Source organism: Amycolatopsis sp. H20-H5 (genome assembly GCF_035828755.1).
Lineage (GTDB): Bacteria > Actinomycetota > Actinomycetes > Mycobacteriales > Pseudonocardiaceae > Amycolatopsis.
Window position 1 is genome coordinate 1 of record NZ_JAYMZS010000090.1, and the last position, 23293, is coordinate 23293.

Genomic DNA, 23293 nt, shown 5'->3' on the forward strand with positions numbered 1-23293 from the left:
TTCCCGAGTCGCACCGCCCGCGACGCCAGCCCGCCCAGCAGAAGGAATGGTCACACGCAAACACTCGCACAACCAGCAGCCGATATCACGAACCGACACGCAAAGATCTAGCTCTGTAGTACTAGACGTCGACCGGGTTCACCTCTCCCGCGGTAAGAGCGCGCCCGGAAGACGCAGTGCCGGTGTCCCGAGGCGGGGACACCGGCACTGTCCGTGGTCCAGGGCCCCCGGCGGGCCCTACCTTCGGAGTGCGGCTGCCGCGCGGGCTGGACATTGCACTCGGCAATGGGCAGGATGCGATTCACTGTGAGTGCTCAAGATGACACCCGGAAGCTCATCGTCCTGGCCGTGGACGACGAGCCGAAAAGCCTGGCCGAGCTGGTCCACCGGCTGGAGAACAACCCGCGCGTCTCCCGGGTCTTCAGGGCGACCGACGCCTCCGAGGCGCTGCGCCTGCTCTCGTCGGACGACGATGAGCTGCGCGCCCGCAAGGAATACGGCCTCCCGCCGGTCGACGCGGTGTTCTCCGACATCAACATGCCCGGCCTGTCCGGCATGGAGATGTCGAGAGTGTTCGCCGCGCTGCGGCCCGCGCCGGTGCTGGTGTTCGTCACCGGCCACGCCGAAGAGGCCGTCAACGCCTTCGACCTCGGGGCGATCGACTACGTCCTCAAGCCGTTCGCGCAGGATCGCCTCGACCGCGCGGTGAGCCGCGTGATCGACAAACTGGTGTCGCTGCAGGCCACGGAGTCCGCCCCGGGGCGCGCCGAGCCGGTGAAGAACGACGACGAGGTCATCCCGGTCGAGCTCGCGGGCACCACGAAGCTGATCCCGCGCTCCTCGGTGCGCTGGGTGGAGGCGCAGGGGGACTACGCCCGCCTGTTCACCACCGACGGCAGCCACCTCGTCCGCATCCCGCTCGCCCAGTTGGAGGAACGCTGGGAGAAGGCGGGTTTCGTCCGGATCCACCGCTCGTTCCTGGTCGCGCTTCCGCTGATCACCGAGCTGCGGATGGGCCAGGGCGGCTACCAGGTGGTCATCGGCAACGAGGAGAAGGTGCTCCCGGTCAGCAGGCGGCACACCCGTGAGCTGAAGGACCGGCTGGTCGGCACCGCCAGGAACGGCTAGGCGGCCGATGACCGAGGACCCGTACTACCGGCTGCCCAACGGCGTCCGCAAACCCGATCCGACGCTGGGCAGGAAGCCGGTGCCGGAGCGGGCCGTCGTCGAGCCGGTCCCGCTCCCGATCCCGCGTCCCGAGCCGGAGCATCACGCGAAGCCCAAGCGTCAGCGGGTGATCCTCGCCGACCCGCGCCAGGCCGCCAGCACCCTGCGGGCCCGTGTCGAGCTCGAGGAGCAGACCAGCTGGGGCGAGCTGCTCATCACGAACCTGGTGAAGGCGCAGCTGCGCACGGGCCTGCTGCTCGCGGGCCTGGTCATCCTCCTGCTCGGCTCGTTGCCCGCGCTGTTCTACCTGCTGCCGGGGTTCGCCCACTTCGCGATCATCGGCATCCCGCTGCCGTGGCTGCTGCTGGGTGTCGCGCCCTTTCCGCTCCTGTTCGGGGTGGGTCTTTGGTACAACCGTCTCGCCGAACGTCATGAGCGGGATTTCGTGGACATGATCGAAAACTAGTGACGCGCCCATTCGGGCGTAAGGCCGCACGCGCGCTCTTTCGGCCGAAGGCCCCGCTATCACGATGGCAGGGCGCGTATGGACGGTCACCTGAGCTATTTCGGCAACGGCGCCCTGGCAGCGGGATCGCGGTCGCGCGCTGAATCGCGGAAATTACTGTGCAAGGATCCTCATCGTGCAGTTGAACCCGTGGGCGCTGGCCGGTATCACGCTGGTGGCTTTCGCGACCTTCTACCTCGGCCACCGGTCGTCCCGGTTCGCCAACAGCACGCACGACTTCCTGGTCGCGCGGCGGACGGTCCGCTCGCGCCGCAACGCCGCCGCGATCTCCGGTGAGTACCTCTCGGCGGCGTCGTTCCTCGGGGTCGCGGGCATCGTCCTCAAGGACGGGGCCGACGGGCTCTGGTTCGCGATCGGGTTCACCGCCGGCTACCTGGCCTTGATGCTGTTCGTCGCCGCGCCGCTGCGCCGCTCCGGGGCATACACCCTGCCCGACTTCGTCGAGGCGCGGCTCGGCTCCAGCACCCTGCGCCGGTTCTCCACGTTCTTCGTGGTGTTCATCGGGATCCTCTACATGGTTCCCCAGCTCCAAGGCGCCGGGCTGACGCTGTCCACCATCCTGCCGACCCCGGCGTGGGTGGGCGCGGTGCTGGTGACGGCCATCGTCGGGTTCAACGTGATCGCCGGGGGGATGCGCGCGATCACCGTGGTCCAGGCGTTCCAGTACTGGCTGAAACTGTTCGCGATCGCGCTGCCGACGTTCGTGCTGTGCATCGTCTTCTTCGGCGGCGGCGCCCCCGGCGGCTACCGGCCGCTGAGCGAGTCGGCGCCCCCGGTCTTCCCGAAGGAGACCACCGTCAAGGTGCAGGACGACGTCGTGGTCAAGGTGACCACCCGGACGTTCCTGCGGGCGCAGGGCTACGTCGACGGCGCCCCGTCGAGCGGGTTCGTGGTGTGGGGCCCGGACCGCACGCACACGGTGTCCGACGGGACGACGCTGGAGTTCGCCGCGGGCACCCCGGTGCCGGTGCTGTCCAACCTGCCCGCGAACAACGCCGACTGGCTGCACCCGTCCTCGGACAACCTCGGCGACCTGCTGCAGACGTACTCGCTGATCTTCGCGACCTTCCTCGGCACCATGGGGCTGCCGCACGTGCTGGTCCGCTTCTACACCAACCCCGACGGCAAGGCCGCGCGCCGCACGACCGTGCACGTGCTGCTGCTGCTCGGGCTGTTCTACCTGTTCCCGACGATGCTGGGCGCGCTGTCGCGGATGTACGTCCCCGAGCTGTTGCTGTCCGGCAACACCGACGCCGCGGTGCTGCGGCTGCCCTCGGCGATCCTGCCGGGGCTGGGCGGGCAGATCCTGAGCGCGGTGACCGCGGCCGGCGCCTTCGCCGCGTTCCTGTCGAGCTCGTCGGGGCTGCTGGTCAGCGTCGCCGGGGTGGTGTCGACCGACATCCTGCCCGGTCGTGTCCGTGACTTCCGGGTCGCGACCGGGATCGTCATGCTCATCCCGCTGTTGCTCGCGCTGGCGTTGCGGCCCGCGGACCTGTCGATCTCGGTGGGCATGTCGTTCGCGTTGGCCGCCTCGACGTTCAGCCCGCTGCTCATGTTCGGGATCTGGTGGCGCAAGCTCAGCTGGCCCGGCGCGATGGCCGGGATGATCGTCGGCGGCGGACTGGTGCTTGCCGCGCTGACGACCAACATCGTCAGCGGCTACACCGGCGGCTGGGCGCCGTGGTTCACGATGCAGCCGGCGCTGGTGACCGTGCCCGCCGCGTTCCTGACCACCTACCTGGTGAGCCGGGCGACCGGGTACGGCAGGCCCGACGACGTCAACAGTGTGATGCTTCGGCTGCACGCGCCCGATCCGCTCGGGTTCATGCGCGATCGGGCGGTCGCGCGGTTCGGTCAGGCGGAGGAGAAGACGCGCACGGGGATCAAGGGCAAGCACCGCAAGTGATGACCCCCGCACGGGGGGTGAACATGACCCACTTGGCGGTTCCGGCACCCAGGGTGAACCTCAACGCACCCGGGTCGATGACATCCGGCTGCGCATTCAGACATAATGCCGGTAAATGCCTGGGTAATTGTCTACTCAGCGTTATTGCATTCACTCAAATGTATGAGCTTATTTGGGGCTGTTAGAGGGGCATGATCTCCGTAATGCCGAGATCAATGCTGGTTCACCAAGGCGACGTGAACAAAGTGTCACTCGAAAGTGGCGTGTCTACCCCCGATCGGGGGCTTACGAACCATGCCGAGAATTCTTTACGGTCCGTTGCCACTCCAGTACGGCGTGTACGAGATACGAGAAGGGTGGGAGATCCGCAGTGAGTAGCACCGAACAAGACCCCGTCGGCGGGACGGGGACGGAGACCGATTGGGAGCGTGTCCAAGCGAGTCCCGAGTTCGTGCAGCTCCGGCACCGGCTCCGAACATTCGTCTTCCCCGTGTCGGCGCTGTTTCTCCTCTGGTACCTGCTTTATGTCCTGCTGGCCGACTACGCGCACGGCTTCATGAGCACCAAGCTGTTCGGCAACATCACGGTGGGCCTGGTGTTCGGCCTGCTGCAGTTCGTGTCCACCTTCGTGATCACCGGGCTCTACGTCCGCTACGCGAACCGCAAGCTGGACCCGGTCGCGGACAAGATCCGCGCCGAGGTCGAAGGAGAGACGCACCGATGACGCTCGCCGCGGGTGTGGAGGGCAGCAACTCCACCCTCAACATCATCATCTTCCTGGTTTTCGTCGCGATCACGCTGGTGATCGTCTTCCGGGCCAGCCGCAACACCAAGACCGCGTCGGACTACTACGCCGCCGGGCGCGCGTTCACCGGCCCGCAGAACGGCATCGCGATCTCGGGCGACTACCTGTCGGCGGCGTCGTTCCTCGGCATCGCCGGGGCCATCGCGATCAACGGGTACGACGGTTTCCTCTATTCGATCGGCTTCCTCGTCGCCTGGCTGGTGGCGTTGCTGCTGGTCGCGGAACTGCTGCGCAACACCGGCAAGTTCACCATGGGCGACGTGCTCGCGTTCCGGATGAAACAACGCCCGGTGCGCGCCGCGGCGGCGATCTCCACGCTGGCGGTGTCGTTCTTCTACCTGCTCGCGCAGATGGCGGGCGCGGGCGGCCTGGTCAACCTGCTGCTCGGCATCGACAGCAACCTCGGCCAGGACCTGGTGATCGCCGTCGTCGGCATCATCATGATCATGTACGTGCTGATCGGCGGCATGAAGGGCACCACCTGGGTGCAGATCATCAAGGCCGGGCTGCTGATCGTCGGCGCCTTCGCGATGACGCTGTGGGTGCTCGGCAAGTACGGCTTCAACCTTTCGCACCTGTTCCAGGCCGCGGTCGACAAGGGCGGCAAGGCCGGTGAGGCGCTGCTCGGGCCGGGCAAGCAGTACGGCAAGACCGGCACGACGAAGCTCGACTTCCTGTCGCTGGGCATCGCGCTGGTGCTCGGCACCGCGGGCCTGCCGCACGTCCTGATGCGCTTCTACACCGTGCCGACCGCCCGCGACGCGCGGAAGTCCGTGGTGTGGGCGATCGTGCTGATCGGCGTGTTCTACCTGTTCACCCTGGTGCTCGGCTATGGTGCGGGCGCGCTCGTCGGGCCGGAGAAGATCGCCAAGGCGCCCGGCACGACGAACTCCGCGGCGCCGCTGCTGGCGCTGGAGCTCGGCGGCCCGGTGCTGCTCGGGTTCATCTCCGCGGTCGCGTTCGCGACGATCCTCGCGGTGGTGGCGGGCCTGACGATCACGGCGTCGGCGTCATTCGCGCACGACGTCTACGCGAACGTGATCAAGCGGGGCAAGACGAGCGCCGACAGCGAGGTCCGCGTCGCCCGCATCACCGCGCTGGTGATCGGCGCGGTCGCGATCCTCGGCGGCATCCTGGCCAAGGAGCAGAACGTCGCGTTCCTGGTCGCGCTGGCGTTCGCGGTGGCGGCCTCGGCGAACCTGCCGACGCTGCTGTACTCGCTGTTCTGGAAGCGGTTCAACACCCAGGGCGCGCTGTGGAGCATCTACGGCGGCCTGATCGTGACGATCGTGCTGATCGTCTTCTCGCCCGCGGTGTCCGGCAAGCCGGTCGACGTGAAGACGGGCAAGAGCGCGTCGATGATCCAGGGCGTCGACTTCCACTGGTTCCCGCTCGACAACCCGGGCCTGGTGTCCATCCCGATCGCGTTCGTCCTCGGCTGGCTCGGCACGATCCTGTCGAAGGAGCACAACGCGAAGAAGTACGCCGAGATGGAGGTCCGCTCCCTGACCGGCGCGGGCTCCGAAAAGGCCTAGCAGCACCGAGTCTCCAGTGTCATGAAAGGGTCTTTCAGGGCAAAAATTGCCCTGAAAGACCCTTTCATGACACCCGCCTCACGCGCGCGAAACGGGGCTTCGTGGGACCATGGTCGGCGTGGTGAGCCCTGCAGAAATCCCGACCGTCGCCGTCCGTGACCTGCCCAAGGACGCTGTCGCGCTGCTCGACGTCCGCGAGGACGACGAGTGGGCCGCCGGGCACGCGCCCGGCGCTGTGCACATCCCGCTGGGCGAACTGCCCACCCGCGTCGACGAGCTCGCAAAAATGCCCGACGACCAGCCGGTCTACGTGATCTGCCGCAGCGGCGGCCGGTCCGCTCGGGCCGCCGCGTGGCTCAACGCCAGCGGCTGGGACGCGGTCAACATCGAAGGCGGCATGCACTCCTGGGCGGCCGAGGCCCGCCCGATGACCGGCGACAACCCCGGCGCCGAACCCGAGGTCCTCTAGCCCGTGCACCCAGGCCAGTACCCGCCGCCGAGTCAACCGGGACCCCCGCTGCACCCCGTCCCACCGGGGTATTACCAGCGACCGATGGGCCCGTTCCCGCCGGGGCCCGTCCAGCAGGGGCCGCCGCGCCAGCCGCAGCAGCCGCGCTACCGGGTCCGCTGGGTCGCGTCGCCGCCGCCGAGCGCCTGGCCACGCCGCCGCCCCGCCGCGCCCGAGCCGTACCTGGGCCCGCCGTCGTATCCGGTGCCGCCGCGCTGGGGCTTCCCGAACCTGGTCTGGCGCCGTCCGACGGCCGTTCCCGGCACCGCGTCCGACGCGGTGCGCCCGGTCGAGCGGATGCGGGTGCTCTCGCGCAGCCTGCTCGCCGTGCTGTGGACGTTCTCCGCGCTGGCCGTGCTCGCCGGCGCGGCCGAGATCTGGCGCTACGTCCTGCTGGTGCAGAGCCGCGATTCCGCGCTCGACACCTCGGTGGTCGCGTTCTCCGACGGGTTCGTCATCACCGCCGGTCTGCTGACGACGATCCTTTCGCTGCTGCCCGCCGGGCTGTCGCTCTGGTGGCTGATGGTTGCCAGGACCGCCGCCGCCGACGAGACCGGCGAGGATCCGCCGCGCCCGAGCTGGCAGGTCCTGGTCTGCCTGCTGGTCCCGGTGGTGAATCTGCTGCTCGCCGTCTCGATCGTCACCGAACTCGAGCACGCCGTGCTGCGCCGCTCGCGCTCGTCCCGGCCGAAGCCCTCGCGGCTCGTACTCTGGTGGTGGGGCGCCTGGGTGCTCAACTGGCTGCTGCTGGGCCTCACGATCGCGTGGCGGTTCCGCGACGGCGTCCAGGCGATGGCCGACGGCGTGGTGCTCGTCGCGCTGACGGACCTGTCCGCGGCCGCGCTCGCCGTGGTCACCGCGCTGCTCGTGCGGCGGATGTCGGAGCTGCTCGCCCCGGTCGACCGCGCCCGCCTGCGTTCCCTGCGCGTCCTCAAGGTGATTGGCGCCCCCGAGCCCGAGCTCCGCACCGCCCGCCCCACCGGCTCCGCTCGCTGACTTCGTGACCGTTCCGCCGCTGACGGTGAGGCCGGGCTCAGGCGACGTCGTACTCGGCTGCGCCGCTAGAGCAGCTCCCGCACCCTGAAACGGGAGCAAAGGTCCTTTGCTCCCGTTTCAGGGTAAAAGGCCTGGTCAGAGCGTTACCCGAAGGTCGTGGAGCCCCCGGATCACGAACTCCGGCCGTCGCGAAGGCGCCGCCGCCAGGCGCAGGCCGGGCAGGCGGGACGTCAGCGCGGCGAGGGCCGCTGCGATCTCCACCCGGGCGAGGGGGGCGCCAACGCAGTAGTGGATGCCCATGCCGAAGCCCAGGTGAGCGTTCGGCGTGTGGGCGATGTCGAGGACATCCGGCTCGGCGAACACCGCCGGGTCGCGGGCGGCCGCGCCCAACAGGGCACCGATCTTCTCGCCGCGAGCCACCGTGAAACCGCCGATTTCGACGTCCTCGGTCGCCGTCCGCTCGAACAGTTGCAGCGGCGAGTCGAACCGGATCAGCTCCTCCACGGCCAGGTCCAGCAGCGCCGGTTCCGCGATCAGCCGCTCCCACTGCGCGCGGTGCGTGAGCAGCGCGAGGACGCCATTGCCGATGACGTTCACCGTCGCCTCGTGCCCGGCCATCAGCAGCAGAACCGCCGTCGCGACCAGCTCATCCGGGGTGAGTTCGCTGCGCAGGAGGTCGCTGATGATGTCGTCACCGGGTGCCGCAGCGCGCTTTTCCGCAAGCGATCGAAGGTACTCGACGAACTCGGCGGCGGCACGCTCGGCGGCGTCGCGCGCCTTCTCGGGCAGGTCGAACTCGTACATCTTGACGATCGCGTTCGACCACGGGACCAGGCGCGGGCGGTCTTCGTCCGAGACGCCGAGCAGTTCGGCGATCACCGCGACCGGGAGTGGCTGGGCGAGGTGCGTCAGCAGGTCGGCCTCACCGTCGGCCCTGATGGCGTCCGCCAGACCGTCGACCATGTCGGTGGCGAAACGGGCGACCATCGGCCGCAGCCGCTGTACGTGCCCGCGGCCGAACGCGCCCGCGATCACGCGGCGGAGGCGGGTGTGCGCGGGCGGCTCGTTCTCAAGTAGGGAGTTCCGGTGCAGGAGGTTGAACGACGCGAATCGCTCGGCGGGTTGGGCGTCGGCCCAGACGCGGCCGAGCCCGCGGTGCCTGAGTACAGCTGAGCACGCAGCGTGTGACACCGCGACGGCGATCCCGAGACCGTCGCAGTGGTGTACCTCGCCGCGCTCGCGGAGGTCGGCGAAGAACGGGTACGGGTTCGCGATGAAGGCCGGGTCGGCGAGGTCAAACACTCGCCGACTGTAGCTCTGCCCAGCTGTAGCATGTTGTCACGTGGTGGCCGAGATCCACGGCGAGCGGCTTGTCGACGACACACGTCCTGATCGTGTGAGCACCGCCTCCGGATCCCGCGGTGACCGCGGCGCGGCAGGCGACATTGTAGAATCGAGTATGGGCGATGGCTGACGAATCGAACCGCGCTCCCGCCAACGAGTCACCGAAGGGCGAGTTAGTCGGCTCAGTCTGGCTACCCCCAAAGCCAGACCCGGTAACCGGACAGCCCTTCCCGCCGCAAGGCCCCGCATATGTGCGCAGTGACCAAAGTCCGCCCGAGTTCGACCGGGGCCGGGACACCACCGTGTCCGGAAAACACCGGCCGCCCCCCGATCAGGGCCCTACCCTTGCCTGGTATCGGTCCAGTCGACGCAAGGGCTTGATCTTCGCGGTCGTGCTCGCGGTTGTCGTCGTTGGTATTATTTTTGTCTCTCATGGCTTCGTCACCGACTGGCTCAGTGTCTGGTGGATGTGGTTGCTGGTCGCGGGCTTTGCGGCGCTCATGTACTTCAGTGTCAAGGCCGAGAACTGCGCGGCGGGCGCGGAATGGGTGATGGAAAACAAGACCTGGATACGCACCTACGAGCTCAGATCGATCAAGGCGTACACCTACAGCAACTCGCTAAACCTACATTTCGTGGACAGTGCTGGCCGGACGTTGAAGATCAACCTCAGTCGTCTTCAAGATGATCGGCGTATCTGGGACCTTGTCTACAACGGAATTCTGCATTCAGTGGTCAAAAATGCGGCCGACACCAACCAGCTTGCCCGCGGAAGCCTGAAGCTCCCCGAATCGGACTAAGAGTCCGGTGGCAGTGCGCGGATCTTCCGGGTCTATCGGCCGGTGCCGCTGCACTATCACCAGGAATGCGACGAGAACCTGTACATCGTCAGCGGGCGGGGCCTGTTCCATCTCGACGGGGTCGAGTACGAGGTCGGGCCGGGCCGGTTCCTGCACTTCGAGCGGGGGAAGGTGCACCAAGACGGCTGTACTAGAAACACGCGAACTCAAGGCGGTGTCTAGTGCCTCCGCCAGGGAAGATCGCATGTCAAGAGCGTCATACTCATCGAGTATGGCGCTCTTGTGCGTCTGAGGTGCGTCCTGCTGGCTGTTCGGCGTCGCTTGGGGTAGATCGACGTCATAGAGTGTGTAGGCCGCCACAAGGCTCTTGAACGGCTCCCGCAGCTCGTAGCTCGTGACCGCTGCTGACACATGGTCAACGTCCTGGACATGGAGCCGAGTGAAAAACGCCTTGTTCAAGATGCTACGGACGATCTCGCCACCATCGGCGTAGACGGCTTGCGGATTGTTGAGCAGATCGAGCGCCTTGTAAAACACTTGGCGGCCTGTCTCAAGCTGTAGCTCAGTCTGGCTAAGTTGGTGCTGTATGTCGCGGCGTTCGGCGCGAAGCACTTGGACTTTCTCGCGTAAGCGGTCTTTCGGCCAGTCTTCTTCTGCCGCCAAGTCTAGGAAGTAGCTCTCTTTACGTTCGATCTTGGCGAGACGTTGTCCAAAGGCCGCGCGCATGTCATCAGTCAGGTTGTAACTAGATGCGACGGCCTCATTTACATCCTTGCGCAGGGCGACTCTGAACTCGTCTGGTAGGCAAACCGCGTTGCCATAATGTAGCTCGACAGCTTTTTCCATAATCGCAACCGGAATATACGGTTGGTCACACATTTTGTCCTCACGGCCACCACAAAAGAAGTAGAAATAAACTCCCCCGCGTCGCCCTTGAGCGCGCTGCAACATAAACCGTTGCTTGCACCGGTCGCAAAATACGACGCCCTTTAGGTAGTGGTGGTGCTTCCGGTTACGGATACCCGCGCCCGCATGTGAATCAAGTACCCGTTGCACCCGATCAAAAAGTTCCTCAGAGATGAGTGGTGTGTGGTGGCCTTTGTACTCCATCCCTTTGTACAGAATGTAACCAACGTAATACCTGTCGCGTAACAGTTTGGAAAGTGTTTTCTCACTTACCGGTTGATTTGAGCCGGGCATACGCAACCCGAGATCAGTCAGCTTGTCGCGAAGCGCGGGAACATTCGTGTAACGCCCCGTAGAATACAGCTCAAAAGCCATGATCATGTATTTAGCGCGCATGTCGTCAACGGTGATCGTATTAACTTTGCCACCCTCAATATTGCTTGTGGTATTAAGATACCCAAGCTTGGCGCGGCCGTTCGTTCCGCCGTTTTGTGCTTTGTTCAACATCTTTGTACTGATGTCGTCGCCACTACGCCTAACGTCCATCCAGTTGATAACGTCAGTAATCGCCTCCATACCTTCGCCCATGTAACCCTCGCCAAAGTTTTCTTTGGCGGATATAATCTTGACTCCCAACTTATCAAGCTGGTCTTTGATAATCGCCGCTTCAATGTAGTTTCGGAAGATGCGAGACCGCATGTAGATGACTACATAGTCAACATCTCGCTTATCTACAATGCGTTGCAGTAGTTCCCGAAAAATAGGGCGCTTTGCAATGGATTGGCCGGAGTACCCCGGTTCAACGTACTCACCGACCTTGAGAGCGCCTAGCTCCCTATTCTTTCCGTCGCAGGCAATTCGTTGCGTCGGTATCGAGTTGCCCTCAGGGTCAATGTCAATCGCGGTATGCATTTGCTTTGCGTCGGACACTCGAAGCAAGTACACCGATCGTTTAACGGCGGTTGTGTCAGCAGTACTCATGGTCACCCCGTTTCTTATTTACCTAGTTAGTTGATTTATCGGAAACTTCAGCGCGAAAGTAGACAACCATACGGCCTATAGAGTCATCGGTCAGGTGGTACTTCTGCCGCAAGTAGTCCTCAAACGCTGGTAGCTCTCGCTTGGCCTTGCTGCCCATCTTCGCAAGGAGATCAAACAAGTCCATCCCTAACGCTTCGCTGAGACTGATAAGCGTGGGGACTGTCGGCAACATCGCACCACGTTCCAGTCGGGAGATAGTCGAAGCCGCAACCCCTGACAAATCAGCAGCCTCCGCAAGCGTCAAGCCCGCCGCCCGCCGTTTTGCACTTATATATCCACCGATACCATTAGAAATAGAAGCCATAGCCCCTCCGTGATTTATTGCCCAATTATTGCACACGTTTTGCGTACACGCAATATTTATGAAGATTCCAGCTCTCGGAACAGGGTAGCGGCCAATTTCTCTTGCGTCGTAACCCTGTACGTCATCCGTAGCGTGCCCTGGTTGGCTATCTCCCGCGCGATTGCATCCGCTCGGCTATCGCCAGGGGTTGCGAATACAACATGCGGTAGAACGCCGTTCGCGCCCTCAGTGCCAGTCATGGCAAATCGCTCATACGCTGCAATTTTGGCACGAATACGTCCAAGATGCTCGCTACCCTGGTCGATCTCCAGCCACGACGTTGCGTCATAGTTGTCATCTTCGACGATAACCAACCCGTCCGGCCGCAGAAACCCACCGTGACCATCCGGCCACCAGCAATTCGGCTCCGTGTGAAACGTTCGGAGTTTGGTAGCTGTTTGGCGCGAAAGTTCGACCAGCGAGACGAACGTTTCGCTAATCGCCAATGTGTGGCGCAAAAACATATCGCCAGGCGTTCGCGGAGAGCGCGTGCGACCGTTCGGCGTGCTACCATTGAGGAGATCCGCCATTCGTTGACCCATCCGGCCAAGGCAGTAAATGAGTCCAGCTGAACCGGCACGCACGCCACCAATTGGCCGCTCTAAAGCGCCGACGAGTTCTAAGTCAACCAGTCTTTTTAATACACGTCGTCGAATATGGCTTTGATGTTCATCTGAATGGTGTGTAAAGGAGAGGCGTTCAAGCTGTGCGCCGGTTAGCAATCGGACACGAGCAAGATGTCCAATGATCTCCTTGTCACGTTCACTGAGCCGTTCCGCCAGGCTTGCTACTTTTGCCCAGCTTGCACGTAGCCCGTTCATAGTGCTCTCCAGGGGAGAACATGAGTCGTTGGCAAAACTGGTCGCCTCGTAGGGTGTGACCAGGCGGTTCCGCTGTCAGTACTCAACGCGACCAAACGGCCGACGGGACAGGTGGTGAGGTAGTTCATAGTTGGCCTCCTTTGGCTCGCTTGTTGGTGCGTTTAGCGCTGAGGTTGATGCGGTCGGCTAGACCAGCCTCGATTACCGCAACATCGACGGCGTAGCGGTTGAGACTCCGTGCCATCACGTCAGCGCTACTTTTAAGACTCGCCGGTGGCGGGTTGGTCAACGCTGTTACTGGGGCAAGCGTTGCACCGTAAACTGAGGGACGCAACGCGACCTCGTGGGCACCCAATCCTTGCAAATCGTCGGCAGTAAGTGGCGCAAAACGTGGCGCTAGAACACGCGCATCTTCATGTTCGACTTGAAACACTAGCTGGTTCCGCGTTGTGCCAAGCACGGCACTCTTCAGCTCTGGTGGCAATTGCCCCATATGCTGATGTGCCAGTATAAGGCCTAACCCCAAACCGCGCGATTGAGCGAGCATATCAGCGAGATCGAGCGGTAAACGCATGACCTCCTGAAATTCGTCAGCGTACAGCCAGGTTGGGCGTCGTCTTTCGCGCGGGATATCTGCTCGGGCAAGCGTTGCTTGCCAAACCCCAGCCATGACCAATGAGCCGACAAGCGCGGTTGTTTCAGCGCCTAGGAGACCTTTCTTGAGTGGCACGAGGATTATTTTCTTCTTCGTAAAGGCGTCGGCGAGGTCTACGCCTTGGCTTTGTCCGAGGGTTAGCCGGAGCGGCGTTGACAGCGTGAAATTCCTGAGCTTGTTGAGTACTGGCGAAATGACCGTCGCTCGTTCGCCTTGACTAAGATTGCCGTACCAAGTCCAGAACGCACGTAAGGCGGGCGGCAACGGTTGACCAGTTATGAAGTTGCGAAACTGGTCATCGGTGAGCAGCTCGGGTAACTCCACCAGCGTCAGACGGCTTCCGTCAACGGCGTGCGAGTTGACGAGCGTCAGTAAGCTTGCCCGCAGGATGTCCGCTGTTCTGACCCCCCAACTCGCGTGGTACACCGAATGTAGGACAGACAATATGTGTTCGGCCGACAGTTCACGACTCCGCTGATCGTGTCCAAGTGCTAGCGGGTTAAAGCCAACAACGTTCTTCGTGTTTGAGGGGTCAATAATGATCACGTCGTCACGGCGATGTTCTGGCACGGTGTCTATGACATCGTGCACTAAGTCACCGCGGGCATCAATAACCACCATGCCGTCGCCGTTCTCCATATCCTGAAGTATCAGGTTTTGCAGGAGCGTACTTTTACCGCTTCCTGTCGGTCCGAGTACCCACAGATGGCGTAAGCGGTCACTTTTCAATAGAGCGATTGGCCGCTTGTCGCCAACGTAATTGGACTCTCCGATCACGAGGCCTCTGCGCGCGACACTTGGCGGCGTCGGCAACGTGCGAGCAATTCCGGCTGGCATACCAGGTAACCGCATGCCATCGGCCGCCATTCCAACGAGTCCGGCGGCCTCCTGAACATTCAGGAGCAACGGGTACTTAGTGAGCGGCAACTGTAGCGTCTGCATACGGTTGACGGCGCTACTCATCGGGATATACCAACGTTTGAGGAGCCGGACACCGGGCGAGTCCATACCGCCAAGCGTCAGCCATACCCGGTGGAATAGTCGCAAACCATGTGCCTTATCCGTGGCTTGGACACCGACGCGTACAGACGCCATGAGGAGGGGCGATTTGTATTTGCTCCGTTGTTCCCGCACGGCCTCAGCTGTCGCGAGAACTTCGCTGTCAAGCCACCACGGTGTTGCATCTCGCGTATCTGTTTGAGACGGCACTCGCCGCGTCGTTCCACTAAATATCCACTGGATTGTCACACGGTCGCCTTTGGCGACTGGTTGTAGTGACGACAAAACGTGCTGCGACGTTTCCGCCGCTCTCGCGACATCAAGGGGACGTGTTTCGTCAGTCAGCATCCCCTCAGCCGCCACGTTGAACTCCGGACGCGTTGCAAAGTAGTCAGGCACTTCGTCAGCTCGAACATTGGGCAGCGATGCCTGAAGACTCGCCAAAACTGGCCGTTGCAGTCGTGCGGGCATGAGGACGGTATGCGTGATCGTGCCGTGGTCGGCCGTAATCTCCAAGGCTACGGGCGTGTTCGGAATCAGAAACCATTGCGGGCTTTCTGTCATAACCTGTACCCGTGCCAACCATCGAGCGATATCCCCCGTTGTGGTTGTCCCCGGAAGCCGGAGTTGCATAGCGACAAGCGACCGCCGCCAGTTTTTGCCATCCAAGAGCCGACCGGCGAGAACGACCCATAGGAGAAGCAAACCACCACCGACGATCGCAAGCGCGGCCATCATGAAGGTCTATCCTTGTCGGTGTCGGGCTTGGCATTTCTAATTTCTGCCTGCTCGCGTTCCCGAATTTCCCGGCCTAGCTGTATAATTGCCTGCGCCACCAGCGCGACGTCAGGGTTCTTTCGTTGTTCTCCTCGTACACGTATTCGGCGGATTTTGCCCATATTTACCTCCATTCACCTAAGCTTGTATTTGCGCTAGGGATTGCGTGCACGCAAAAGCCCCTTAGACTCTTATATTTGCGTACGCGCAAAATGGCAAGAGCGGGTGTAAATTCGGCTACACCGACCAAACAGGGTTTACCAGGGGTCGAATGACAAGCGACACAAACTTGTCATTTTGACAACGTTGTTCGGTCGTTAGGTTTTTCGGTTGTCTACTCGCGCGGTCTGAGTGGGGCGCTCGACTTGCAATAGTTGTCGAACGCCCCACTCAGACAGGTTCACAAAATCAGAACGGCGAGTAACCCGAATCAAGCGTGTCGTCCACAGCCAAGGTCTCGCGCGTCACCGAAGCGTGGCGCTGCTCGACCACCAGCCGCAGCCGCTCCGTCTGCCGTTCCAGTTCCTCAACCACGAGCTGCTGTTCGCCTACCGTAACGGCCTGGAGACTCTCCACGGCTTCCAGCCGTTCGACAGTGGACTCCAGCAGCTTGGTCAAGCGGCGAATCTGCACGACCAGATCTCCGGGGTAGGCGTGCTTGGGTTCGGGGGTACTCATCTGCGGGTTCCTCTCTTCTTGGTGTTGCCCATCAGGTGACGGGCGGTACGAAACCACTGGTGACCTCGGCCAATGCTGTAGCCGGCCGAAGCCGCAAACAGGACAAGCAAGGCGGTACTCACGCCTTGCTCCGGCGGACGACCACCGCCACCGTTCCGGCCGCCAGGCCAACCACCAGCAGCCAGAAGACGACCGGGCTGAGAACGGTGTAGAGAATCATGCAGCCGAACCACAGCAGGAGCGGCAGGCACAGCAGGAACAGCGCGAGGTAAAACAGCATGGGGGTACCCACTTTCGGTATGCAGGGGGATGGAGTGAGGGATTACCGGCGGCGGCCGACGAGCACCCACACCAACGCGGCAAGCGTGGCGACGGCCGCCAGTGCCGGAAGTGCCGGGCTGACGATGCCGTACAGGGTGTTCCAGCCCGCGGTGACGATCTGCATGAGGCCAGACGGCAGGATGGGCGATAGAATCGCCAAGATGAGCCGTAGCACGATGCCGACCAGCAGCAGGCCGCCGATGACGGCGGCCACGCGGCCGACTGCGGAGCCAAGGCCGTGTTTCATGTGAGGGGTACACCTCCCTCGTTCGATGAGGAGACACAGGCCGCAAACCGGGGTGGTGGGAACCGATCGGCTTGACGGTGACTGCCTGACGAGAACGACAGTTCCAGTCGCGGCACCAGGTGACCAGCGATAGCAGCCTCGCTGACCGGTCATCTTCGGGGTCGTCGCAGGTCAGAAGCTCGTCAGCGCCCGGTCACGGTGACCGGTCAAGCTGTCCAAGTCGAGAGGTTGAGCACGCAGCAAGGAGCTGCGGCTCTACATGCCCTGGTCAGGTTGCTCGGGAGGCCGTTGTTCGAGGGGTGGCGTTGGCGCGTAAGGCAATTCAGGAGGCAATCCAGGCCGGTAGGGGTCTTCTGAGAACGACACATCAGCCAACAGTAAATCTTGGGCTTTTAGGATGCCGAGTTTCTTGTATATTTCGTCTAAACGAGCTTCGGTATTGATACGCTCATTCTCCAAAGCTTGTATTCGCTCCAGGCGTTTTTCATGCGCACGCTCATAGATTTCAGCTCGCCGCTGAGCCTCCATGTCTTTCCAACGGTCGCGGTGACTGCGCCAGTAAGAATCATAGCTGCCATAAAAGTCGTCGTAGGCTTTCTCTTCTGGGGTATGGTTGTCGAATTGCTCTGTCATGGATAAAACTTCGTTTATAGTACCTATTTATAACATTTCAGTAACGTTTAGTCAATGCTAGAGCTTGGCGTTATACTGGTAGCCCCTAATTGTCGTATAGGCGAGGTGTGCAAGTGGTCGAGGAGTCCCCAGACGGTCAACCGGAGACGACACTTCGACGACAACTGCGACTACTGACCACCGGTGCGGGAATTTGGCGTGACAATCTCGATATGATCCTCAAGACTGAGGCAGCCGACCTAGGTCGACATTGGGTAATCTCGCCTCAGTGGAGTACCGAGAAAGTGCGCGCCCGCGTTCGGAACCAGCTCGTTGATCATCTCGATAACGTTCCTATGGCTGACTCAGGCTTAGGTCATCCCGATAACAGAGACACTCTCAATAAGATTTTCGAGGCCGCGTTTAACCTTTCGAAAATCAGAAATCCTCGAAACGTGACCCAGCGTCAAAAAGACATCCATATGAGTGATAAAAACGCTCGGCGCTGGAAACGTTTCATTTTTAGTGAGATCGAGAAACAGATACTAGATAGTGGCTTTGAGCCTCGCGTGCTACCACCGTCCCTTGCACCTAAATCGGTGCCCAAGAGACAGCCTCGTCCTACCCCTGCCCGGACAGAGGAGCCAACCTCTGATCCACAGTCGTTCGGCGCGGGAATTATTGAGCGGCGCGAGTACCTTGAGAAGATCACGGCATTACTTGCCAATGGTGGCGTCGTCCTTTTGTGGGGTGAAGCTGGTACCGGCAAGTCCACACTTGCACTCGAAGCCGCCCGTAAGTTCTGTCCCGGCCCCGTCGCATTACTGCGTATTGGCGATGAAAAAGTGTTCGCGGCCGACGTGCTTGACGCGCTTCTTGTCGAAGGTGTCGAGCTAACAGGGCTGTCGCACGACGAGTACTGGGCCAAGCTGCGTAGTACCTTGTCTGGAACGCCCCGTCACAGTGTAGTCGTTATAGATGGCCTAGAAAAACAAGCCGACCTGGAAAGTCTCACATCGGCCGTCCCTGTGCTCGCCACTACTCGCCTGCGACCCGACGGCCGAAATGCCGTTTCTCTAGAAGTTAAGGGTTTTGACGACGGTGAATCGCGGGCGTTTGTCAATGCACGGCTTCCTAGTGCTGATCCAGCCGACCGGGCCAGGCTTATTGCAGTGCTCGGGAATCGTCCACTCGCACTCGACCACGCAACGCGGTACTTGCAAGAGGATACTGGCATCGCTGTACGAGAACTGGTACATGCGCTTCATCAGGGGATGAATGTAAGCCTCGACCTTGTGGCCTTGGGCTGTGCGCAGGCTCCGAGCGTTCCCCGACTATACGAAATTGTGCTGGAAGCCATCACTGCAAATGAAGTACTGCGCGAAGTACTCGATGCTTTTCTAGGACTCACGGGCGCGACCGGCATTGTGGAGGACGCGTATTTTGATTTTGTGCTGAGCGCAATGTATACCGACAAGTTGCGCTTTCGTTCCGGTCTTTACGCGCTTGCTCGCTATGGCCTCGTGCGAAAAAAGGGAAATCTCTGGAATATGCACGCGCTTACATGGCAAATACTCCGTGAGTTGCGTGGCTCGGCTCCGCACAAGGTCGAGGCAGACCTTCTTGCTTTTTTGACGAGCAGCGATGACTCATCACCCGTTGCCAAAGGTGACCTCGGCCGACTGCGCGCTCGCATCCTCCAGATGGAGCTACTTGCCGGACGTGATCTATCACCAGGCTGGCATTACTTCTTCATCATTGACATAGCAACGTGGTTTGCTGTCCGTGAATATCGAGCAGACGATGGCAGTGCGCGACACATGACCATGCGCTATCAGATAAGAGAAAGCGGCATCTACTGTGAAGACTTTGCCACGCGGAGCAAACAACTGGTTTCTCGGCAGGATGTTATAGATCTAAATCTCAATATCAAGCGGTACAACATCGTCAGTGACGCGGTAACGCAGAGAGTCGCGAAAGATGGACACTGGGGCGCTGACACAAATCAGCTACAACCGTTCCTTGCTGGTCGTGATAACGAGTTCCTAGTTGAGCGCATTGGTGAGGCCGCCCCTGGTTCAATGGACAACGATCAGCGGCGCGCTTACCTGATTGCCGCCGCCGATCGTATTCATTCGTTTAGCGACAACCATGCTCGTCACGCGCTCAGCCAGTTGAAAGTGCTGACGGACATGACGCTAAACGAGATCATTGAAGATCCCGCAATATTGCCACAAGAAGAGCTACTGACATTCGTCGACTGGTTGATTGACGATGGCTATGCAGAGGTCGCGCTCAAAGCGCTATACCGGGATGTCCAGCGTCAAAAAGTTGCGGTTGGTAGATCGGCAGGCGAAAACTTCTTGATGGTCGCCCGAGCCCTATTGGCTACCGGAAATTTGGATAACGCAGATAAGTGCATCGCTCGTGCCGACGAACAGTTTGCGGCCGAACTAAATCGCCACTACGCAACGCATGGCCTTATTCGTTGCTGCACCCTGCTCCTTGAGCTATTGACGCGCCGAGGCGGGATTACCGGCAAGCAATTACAGAAACTTGCGGCCCGGGTAAAGCAGATATGGGAAGCTCGCCCGTCAGACTTTCACGGACCGGCGACCGAGGCACGATTTTACCGTCTCATCGGAACGACTGAGACCCTGCTCATGCTCAATCAGTGTCTCACAACGAACACCGAGCGTATGAGTGAGGGAGACATCCAACAGGCGTGCGATCATCTCGCAAGGGCGCACAAACTGGCGCTTGCTACATACCGCAGTCGCAGGGAGTGTGCTGCTCTGTACTATGACTTGCAGCTAGCCCAATGGTTCGCTGGTCATATATCTGGAGAAGAAATAATAAAAGAAGCAATGTCGGCGCCGGTATCCGACTCCCAAGGCGAGCTAGCGATCAGGATCTACATAGGCGGGTATATTCACCCCCTCCTCGTTGATACCGAGTGGACATACCGAAGGGTACTGCTCGGCGCAAAATGTATGATCTTGGAAGGTTTAGAGGGCGATGAACTGTGCCTCGATACAGATGAGGTAGAGGGCTTTCGGCGTATCGCAACATATTTTGGTGTTTGGGGTTCAGGTTGGTGGTACAGCGAAACGCTGGCCGTAATGTGCGTCATGGCCTTTATTATTGGGGTACCCACCGCGAAGTACCTCGCCTCCGCCAAAGAAAGTTACGCATACATCGGGCGTGTCGGCCGCTGGGAACAGTTGGAGAAACTGCTATCCATCGATTTCCACGATCGCGAGCAGTTCAGGCAGCAACTCAGCTTCTTCCTGACATGGTAATTCAGTACTCACGGCGTTAGCCCTGTCCACTCGGTAAAGTCTCCGCTTCTAAAAACTCCCGCACGACCTTCCGTGCCTCAGCAATCGGCACTTCGTAGCTGGCCGGAATTTCCCGCACATGTGCCATGTAGTCATAGGTGACGTGACCCGTCAGGGTCTCGTCACCTTCTGTTTGTGCGGCTTCCGGCGTCATGAACAGCACAAAGCCTTTCTCCTGCCCAATGCCCAGAAAGAAGACACCGCGCATCGGGTCACCAGAAACAGAGCATTCGGCCATTGGGGGGACGGGCGTACCTTTGCCGTCTGCTTGCATCTGTGCAATGAGCGCGTCCAGCTCGTCAGGTGTGTGAATCAAGATAGCCGGGTCACCTTCGGAGAAGTCGTTCTCAGGCTCCTGGTTGTACCAGACCTCTAACGTGACCACGGTTGCTTGCCTCCGGTGAATGTCTTCTGGTAGTTCGGCGCATGGACAGTCAAGGTGTAGCCCTCTGGCAGGATAACCGGTACGAGCGTGTCACAGCCAAACAGACCGCGACACGGCCGGTTGTTGAGTACCACGTCGACATGCTTGCGACCTTCCCGCACCATGCGGGCAGCAATCTTCTGTTCGACGTCGGCCGTGGTTGTCAGCTCTCCGCGCTGCGGTATGCCCTTGTCTCGAAGCAGGCGAGCAGCGTCGGCAGCGTCATTATCCCGGCCGCTGACGATCTCGTGGGCCTGGCCATGCTCGTCCACCCAGCGACCATGCGTCTTCTGGCCGCTCATCGTGGTGACCGGGGGCGGTAGCTCCTGCTGGAGGGCTGCTGCTCGCTCCCGGCTCAGCCGTTGGCCGTCTGGTACGTCTGCCGACTTCCGTACAGCCGGAGCCGATGACGTACCGACAGTCCCGGCCACTGGCGTTGCCGGTAGGTCGGCCGCGGGTTCCGCCACGCCGAGCGTGCCGAGGTAGTCCGTCAGCAGGCCAGAAGCGCGACCAACCAGCTCCCGCACGGTGGTGACGGTTTGTAGCGATTCCGCTATGCCGGCCGCTGCACTCTGTAACTCTGGCTGGTCGGAGCCAACTTGTTCCAGCCCCTGGCGGGCGTCGTCCAGCAGCCCGGCGGGCCTGCTCCAGGGCGGCCGTGGGCAACTGTGCGGTCACAGCTCGAACGACTGCGACGACCTCCTCGACCGACATAGCGCTCCCAAGAGATTGGAACACCGAGCTTAGGGGCATATAGGCTGGTGAGCGCCACGTCGCATCCTCCCCCCTGGTGCGAGGTGGCGCTTCTCGTCCACAGGTCCAGGGGCGATGCCGTAGATCGGGACCCGTTGGAACACCGCAACGTATCCGCGGTGACCTGCACTCGATGATGCCGATAGATAATTGGAAATACAAAATCGATCCACAGCGTATTCAGGATGACTGGGAATAACGGTCCCGCTGCGATAATCGCCTCGACACTTATCGGAGCGGCGGTGCACACTACCCCGATGACCGACCCGTTTGAGTCTCAGCCGACGCCCTGGCCCAACCCGCAAGCTGACTTGCTCGCTGGTGATGATGACTGGCATTTCATCGCTTGCATGGACTGGCCTCGGGACCAGTGGATCGGCTACATCGGCGGCTACTGGAAGGCTGCCAGCCTCATCGTCGCCCAGGTCGCAGCCACTGGGCGTGACCAGGACTATCTGGTCTACCCGTTCTTGATGTGCTGGCGTCATCACGTGGAGCTCCAGCTCAAGAACCTCATCATCCAGTGCCAACGCTGCAAGCGTGAAGAGGTCGACTTCCCGCGTACGCACAAGATCGGACCCCTGTGGTCGCGCACCCGGAAGCTGCTCGACGAGGTCTATCGGGATGACGACCGAGCCCGCCTGGACGACGTCGAGCGCATCCTTACCCAACTCCAGGACTTCGATCCCACATCCGAGCACTTCAGATACCCGGTTGCGCGGGACGGTTCGCCGACGCTCGAAGCGCTGCCCCGTGTGCATCTGCGCAAGTTCCACGAGGCGATGGAAGGTGTCGCGCACTACTTGGATGCCACTGATACCGGCCTCCGCGAAAAGTTCGACGCCGAGAGCGAAGCCCGTGAGGCGATGCGTGATCTATACGGTCCCTGACTACTCGGAGACGACAAACGCCAGGCCACAGCACCCAAGTGACCTCGCGTTTGTCGTTCGCGTCAGCTAGGACGTCGCCGGAACTCCCCTCGCCGTGTCGTACAACCAGCCCCGGAAATCCGGCTCACTGGTGTAGACGGTGGGCTTTTCACCGGGGTACTGCGCCGCCGCCCGGCTACAGGTGCCCACGAGCTGCGGCACCCCGCGTACCAGGGCGACCGCCGGGCCGCCAGAGTCACCGGGGCCGGGGCCATCCGTTCCACGGGGGTTGCTGGTACAGATCTCTCCGACCGACTGGCCCGCATCTGCGCACTTGGCCGGTGGGAGCACCTTGGTCTCAAGCTGCTGGAGCTTCAGCGGCAGGTTGCCCCCGCCATCCGGCTGGTCAGCACCCCAGCCGTAGAGGGTGACTCGCTCACCAGGCTTGGCGGCACGGCCGCCGAGCTGGATGGGCTGCTCGTTCACGGGGTGGTCGAGCTGGAGCAGGGCCACGTCATCTACGGGCTGAGCGGGCGCACCGGCTGACCACTGCCAGCCAGGATGCACCACGATCTTGACCACCTGGGCCGTCTCGCCGCCCTGGGTACGGTCCTTGGAGCCAACCCGCACCGAGAACGACTTAGCCGCGGTGGGGATGCCGCCGGAGTCGCCCGGCGGGTCGGTAACGCAATGGGCGTTGGTGACCACCCACGAGCGGAACAACAGCGCCGCGCCGCAGGTGTGCCAGGCCACACGGCCGTAGGTCGGAGCGTCGTACTGGAGCGAGGCCATCCACGACGTATTGCCGGTGGCTTCGTGACCACCCACCAGGTTCGGTTGTACGGCGGCCGTGGCCGTAGCCTGACTACACAGGCTAGCCAGTCCGAGCAGCGCAACGGCAGACGTGATTACAGTCTTT

General features: G+C 61.6%; 22 protein-coding genes. 10 read left to right on the forward strand and 12 right to left on the reverse strand.

The genetic code is table 11. From position 1 onward, the window contains the following. Positions 1–294 precede the first annotated feature (294 nt). From QMK34_RS34605 to QMK34_RS34635, 7 genes are all read left to right on the forward strand, one after another. The gene (locus QMK34_RS34605) at positions 295–1128 is read left to right on the forward strand and encodes a LytR/AlgR family response regulator transcription factor (protein ID WP_326418909.1); all 834 of its coding nucleotides are present in this window, start codon (positions 295–297) and stop codon (positions 1126–1128) included. A gap of 7 nt (positions 1129–1135) precedes the next feature. Then, positions 1136–1633: a hypothetical protein gene (locus QMK34_RS34610; protein ID WP_326418911.1), complete on the forward strand. Its 498-nt coding sequence runs from the start codon at positions 1136–1138 to the stop codon at positions 1631–1633. Between the two features lie 175 nt (positions 1634–1808). Beyond that, positions 1809–3599, forward strand: coding sequence for a sodium/solute symporter (locus QMK34_RS34615; protein WP_326418912.1), 1791 nt, complete (start codon positions 1809–1811; stop codon positions 3597–3599). A 370-nt stretch (positions 3600–3969) separates the two neighbouring features. Continuing rightward, on the forward strand, positions 3970–4323 hold the full coding sequence (locus QMK34_RS34620) for a DUF485 domain-containing protein (RefSeq protein WP_326418913.1): 354 nt from the start codon (positions 3970–3972) through the stop codon (positions 4321–4323). Continuing rightward, entirely contained in the window at positions 4320–5939 is a 1620-nt protein-coding gene (locus tag QMK34_RS34625; protein WP_326418914.1) for a solute symporter family protein, read from the forward strand. The genes QMK34_RS34620 and QMK34_RS34625 overlap by 4 nt, the downstream gene beginning before the upstream one ends. A gap of 109 nt (positions 5940–6048) precedes the next feature. Beyond that, positions 6049–6408 carry a rhodanese-like domain-containing protein gene (locus QMK34_RS34630; protein WP_326418915.1) on the forward strand — a complete coding sequence of 120 codons (360 nt, stop codon included), beginning with the start codon at positions 6049–6051 and terminating at the stop codon, positions 6406–6408. An 84-nt stretch (positions 6409–6492) separates the two neighbouring features. Then, the gene (locus QMK34_RS34635) at positions 6493–7443 is read left to right on the forward strand and encodes a DUF4328 domain-containing protein (RefSeq protein WP_326418916.1); all 951 of its coding nucleotides are present in this window, start codon (positions 6493–6495) and stop codon (positions 7441–7443) included. 135 nt (positions 7444–7578) lie between these two features. On the opposite strand, the gene QMK34_RS34640 is transcribed toward QMK34_RS34635, so the two are convergent. Next, the gene (locus QMK34_RS34640) at positions 7579–8745 is read right to left on the reverse strand and encodes a cytochrome P450 (RefSeq protein WP_326418917.1); all 1167 of its coding nucleotides are present in this window, start codon (positions 8743–8745) and stop codon (positions 7579–7581) included. 164 nt (positions 8746–8909) lie between these two features. On the opposite strand from QMK34_RS34640, the gene QMK34_RS34645 reads away from it, so the two are divergent. Then, a complete protein-coding gene (locus tag QMK34_RS34645) occupies positions 8910–9587 on the forward strand; it encodes a hypothetical protein (RefSeq protein ID WP_326418918.1) in 678 nt (225 codons plus the stop codon). Here the strand turns inward: QMK34_RS34645 and QMK34_RS34650 are convergent. From QMK34_RS34650 to QMK34_RS34685, 8 genes are all read right to left on the reverse strand, one after another. After that, a complete protein-coding gene (locus QMK34_RS34650) occupies positions 9516–11423 on the reverse strand; it encodes a recombinase family protein (RefSeq protein ID WP_326418919.1) in 1908 nt (635 codons plus the stop codon). The genes QMK34_RS34645 and QMK34_RS34650 overlap by 72 nt on opposite strands. Positions 11424–11496: 73 nt before the next feature. Beyond that, positions 11497–11838, reverse strand: a complete 342-nt coding sequence (locus QMK34_RS34655; protein WP_326418920.1) for a helix-turn-helix domain-containing protein — start codon at positions 11836–11838, stop codon at positions 11497–11499. A gap of 56 nt (positions 11839–11894) precedes the next feature. Then, complete coding sequence (locus QMK34_RS34660; protein WP_326418921.1) at positions 11895–12698, reverse strand: replication-relaxation family protein; 804 nt, start codon at positions 12696–12698, stop codon at positions 11895–11897. A gap of 124 nt (positions 12699–12822) precedes the next feature. Further along, positions 12823–15090: a type IV secretory system conjugative DNA transfer family protein gene (locus QMK34_RS34665; protein WP_326418922.1), complete on the reverse strand. Its 2268-nt coding sequence runs from the start codon at positions 15088–15090 to the stop codon at positions 12823–12825. A 447-nt stretch (positions 15091–15537) separates the two neighbouring features. Further along, positions 15538–15807: a hypothetical protein gene (locus QMK34_RS34670; RefSeq protein ID WP_326418923.1), complete on the reverse strand. Its 270-nt coding sequence runs from the start codon at positions 15805–15807 to the stop codon at positions 15538–15540. Positions 15808–15925: 118 nt separating this feature from the next. Continuing rightward, positions 15926–16087 (reverse strand): hypothetical protein, encoded by a 162-nt coding sequence (locus QMK34_RS34675; protein WP_326418924.1) that lies wholly within the window; start codon positions 16085–16087, stop codon positions 15926–15928. 42 nt (positions 16088–16129) lie between these two features. Continuing rightward, positions 16130–16375 (reverse strand): hypothetical protein, encoded by a 246-nt coding sequence (locus QMK34_RS34680; RefSeq protein WP_326418925.1) that lies wholly within the window; start codon positions 16373–16375, stop codon positions 16130–16132. A gap of 255 nt (positions 16376–16630) precedes the next feature. Continuing rightward, a complete protein-coding gene (locus QMK34_RS34685; RefSeq protein ID WP_326418926.1) occupies positions 16631–17008 on the reverse strand; it encodes a hypothetical protein in 378 nt (125 codons plus the stop codon). Between the two features lie 113 nt (positions 17009–17121). Here QMK34_RS34685 and QMK34_RS34690 point away from each other — a divergent pair, with 113 nt between their 5' ends. Continuing rightward, positions 17122–20289, forward strand: a complete 3168-nt coding sequence (locus tag QMK34_RS34690) for a hypothetical protein (protein WP_326418928.1) — start codon at positions 17122–17124, stop codon at positions 20287–20289. Between the two features lie 16 nt (positions 20290–20305). Here the strand turns inward: QMK34_RS34690 and QMK34_RS34695 are convergent, their stop codons facing one another. Further along, positions 20306–20713: an Imm1 family immunity protein gene (locus QMK34_RS34695; protein ID WP_326418929.1), complete on the reverse strand. Its 408-nt coding sequence runs from the start codon at positions 20711–20713 to the stop codon at positions 20306–20308. Continuing rightward, the gene (locus QMK34_RS34700) at positions 20701–21054 is read right to left on the reverse strand and encodes a DddA-like double-stranded DNA deaminase toxin (RefSeq protein ID WP_326418930.1); all 354 of its coding nucleotides are present in this window, start codon (positions 21052–21054) and stop codon (positions 20701–20703) included. Before QMK34_RS34700 ends, QMK34_RS34695 begins: the two co-directional genes overlap by 13 nt. Before the next feature lie 708 nt (positions 21055–21762). Here QMK34_RS34700 and QMK34_RS34705 point away from each other — a divergent pair. After that, a complete protein-coding gene (locus tag QMK34_RS34705) occupies positions 21763–22395 on the forward strand; it encodes a hypothetical protein (RefSeq protein ID WP_326418931.1) in 633 nt (210 codons plus the stop codon). Between the two features lie 66 nt (positions 22396–22461). Here the strand turns inward: QMK34_RS34705 and QMK34_RS34710 are convergent, their stop codons facing one another. Beyond that, positions 22462–23202, reverse strand: coding sequence for a S1 family peptidase (locus tag QMK34_RS34710; protein WP_326418932.1), 741 nt, complete (start codon positions 23200–23202; stop codon positions 22462–22464). Positions 23203–23293: the final 91 nt, after the last annotated feature.